This window comes from Mesorhizobium sp. M7A.F.Ca.ET.027.02.1.1, assembly GCF_004022985.1.
In the GTDB taxonomy this organism is placed as follows: domain Bacteria; phylum Pseudomonadota; class Alphaproteobacteria; order Rhizobiales; family Rhizobiaceae; genus Mesorhizobium.
In genome coordinates this window covers 1-2,318 of the sequence record NZ_RZOL01000623.1, presented here as the reverse complement: position 1 = coordinate 2,318, position 2,318 = coordinate 1, and the positions used below count along the sequence as shown (strand labels likewise).

The 2,318-nt window shown below is 64.5% G+C and carries 3 protein-coding genes and 1 pseudogene; 1 reads left to right on the top strand and 3 read right to left on the bottom strand.

Annotation, left to right across the window (positions count from 1 at the left end; genetic code table 11):
• A pseudogene (locus EN749_RS34315) lies at positions 1–517 on the top strand (ornithine cyclodeaminase family protein); the annotation flags it as partial.
• On the opposite strand, the gene EN749_RS34310 reads toward EN749_RS34315, so the two are convergent.
• From EN749_RS34310 to EN749_RS34300, 3 genes are all read right to left on the bottom strand, one after another.
• Positions 514–951, bottom strand: a complete 438-nt coding sequence (locus tag EN749_RS34310) for an EVE domain-containing protein (RefSeq protein ID WP_127271652.1) — start codon at positions 949–951, stop codon at positions 514–516. The pseudogene EN749_RS34315 and the gene EN749_RS34310 sit on opposite strands and share 4 nt — an antisense overlap.
• Positions 948–1,343 (bottom strand): VOC family protein, encoded by a 396-nt coding sequence (locus EN749_RS34305; RefSeq protein WP_127809313.1) that lies wholly within the window; start codon positions 1,341–1,343, stop codon positions 948–950. The genes EN749_RS34310 and EN749_RS34305 overlap by 4 nt, the downstream gene beginning before the upstream one ends.
• A gap of 71 nt (positions 1,344–1,414) precedes the next feature.
• Positions 1,415–2,107: a YafY family protein gene (locus tag EN749_RS34300; RefSeq protein WP_128364839.1), complete on the bottom strand. Its 693-nt coding sequence runs from the start codon at positions 2,105–2,107 to the stop codon at positions 1,415–1,417.
• Positions 2,108–2,318 lie beyond the last annotated feature (211 nt).

Here is a 2,318-nt window from a genome sequence, read left to right as displayed (position 1 = left end):
GGCGCACTCGGCCGTACGGCCGATCAAGACCATCCGCATCTGGAACCGCACCCCGGCCAATGCCGAAAAAGTCGCCGCCGACCTGCGCGCCGAGGGTTTTGCAGCCAGCGCGGCGAGCGATCTCGATGCCGAGCTTGGGCAGGCCGACATCGTCTCCTCGGCGACGATCACGACGACGCCGCTGATCAAGGGCGCATTGTTGCGGCCGGGAACCCATGTCGACCTGGTCGGAGGCTTTACGCCGACGATGCGCGAGAGCGACGACGACGCGATCAGGCTTGCCCGCGTCTATGTCGACACCCGCGCCGGCGCCACCAAGGAAGCCGGCGACATCGTCCAACCGCTGGCCTCCGGCGTGCTGAAGCCGGAAACCATCGTCGCCGATCTGCACGAATTAGCGCGCGGCCAGAAGAAGGGTCGCGAGAGCGCTGGGGAGATCACGCTGTTCAAGTCGGTCGGCGCGGCGCTCGAGGATCTTGCCGCCGGCATTGCCGTCTACAAGGCGCTCACGGCCTAGTTCGCCGGTACAGCCATTTTGGCGCTCATCGCGTCGGCGATCACACGAAAATCGTGATCCCCGATTTCGAAAAGGCCAAAGCGAAGCTGATAACCCCAGTTCGACTTGGCCATGGTGAAGTCCAGCCTGTCGAGCAGCGGCTTGATCGGCGCTTCCTCGGCCTTGGCCCACGCCACATCGCGGCGGAAGGGCGTGAAGCCGGCGCCCATATCGCCCTGATAGGGCTCGCCTTCCCGCACGATGCCGATCGCGGTGAAGGCCCGCAGGCCATCTTTCTCGCCCAAAACAGTGTTCGGCGAGTAGTAGACGATGCCATCGCCTGGCTTGACGCGACGCAGCGGTGCCGCCTTGCCGTGGTTGACCTGCATGAAGCCGGCTGCGCGACCCCGCCGGACATGTTCGGCCGATGCCACCGCGATCCAGTACGCGCTCATTTCTGGTCACCATTGGCCTGTTCGCCATCGGACAGCCAATAGACGCGCAGGCGATGATTGTCGGGATCGAGCGCGACAAAAGTACGGCCGAAATCCATGTCGGTTGGCGTCTGCAGAATTGTCAGCCCGCGCCCGGACCAGTCGGCATGGGTGGCATCGACCGCATCGGGCGTATCCAGCGCAAAGACGATTTCGGCGCCACCGCCTGACATGGCGGCTGCCGGCTCCACCGTATGGCGCGACCACAGGCCGAACTTGAAGCCGGCATCGAGCACGAACAGCACGAAGGTCGGCGAACTTTCAACCGGCTCACGGCCGAGCAGCGCGCTGTAGAAGGCGCCGCTCTCAAGCGGCTGGTCGACATAGAGGATGACGAAATTCGGGATGGCCATATCTGCTCTCCAAGGTTCGGTGCTTCGACTTGGCGACCATAAGATGGGCTACTGTCAGATTATGGCAGCAGTCATCTCGAACCACGCGGCTTGTCGAGCGTTGCCCGCCATTCCTTGAGCAGCGCCTGGCGACGACGCGGATAGCGCGTGTCCGTTGCTTGGAGTTCGGCGATGCGATCGGCGCGAAAATGCCGGAAACCGTGCCGCATCTCGCACCACGCCACCACCACCCGCACCTTGTCGAAGAAGCCCAGCGCAAATGGCCACACGACACGCTCGGACGCAGCGCCGCCGGCGTCGCGGTAGAGAAAGCCAAGCTTGCGCTCGTTGCGGATGGCCTGCCGCACCAGACCAAGATCGATGCTTTCGATGGCTGCGGCGGAAGGGCCGACCAGCAGTGTGCTCGCGTCGAGATCCTCGCGCAGATCGTCCGGCAGGACCGCCGCGATCTTGGCCAACGCGTTGGCAGCGGCGGCCGAGAGACGCTGGTCCGGCTGCTTGGCGACCCAGCGCGAGCCGAGCACGATGGCTTCGATCTCCTCGTCGCTGAACATCAGCGGCGGCAGCATGAAGCCGGGCTTGAGCACATAACCGACACCCGCCTCGCCCTCGATCGGCGCGCCCTGGCCCTGCAGCGTGGCGATGTCGCGGTAGAGTGTGCGAATCGAAATCCCGAGTTCATCGGCCAGCGCCTGTCCGCTCACGGGCCGGCGATGCCGGCGCAGGCACTGGATCAGGTCGAGCAGGCGTTCGGAGCGGGACATCCGGTAGATTTGCCTGTTTCTTTGACATTGGTCCATCGCGGCCAACCTGAAGCGGAGAGGCCGACCTGTCGGACTTGGTTGCGAAGCCGGTTGCCCTATGTCAAAAGCGGCCACGCCGTTCGGAGTTGCCCCCGCTTGAAGTCTTTTCGCGACAAACGCCGCGACAACCGTCCACATCCATCCGCGAAGGGTGCGGCGGACGTGTCACGTC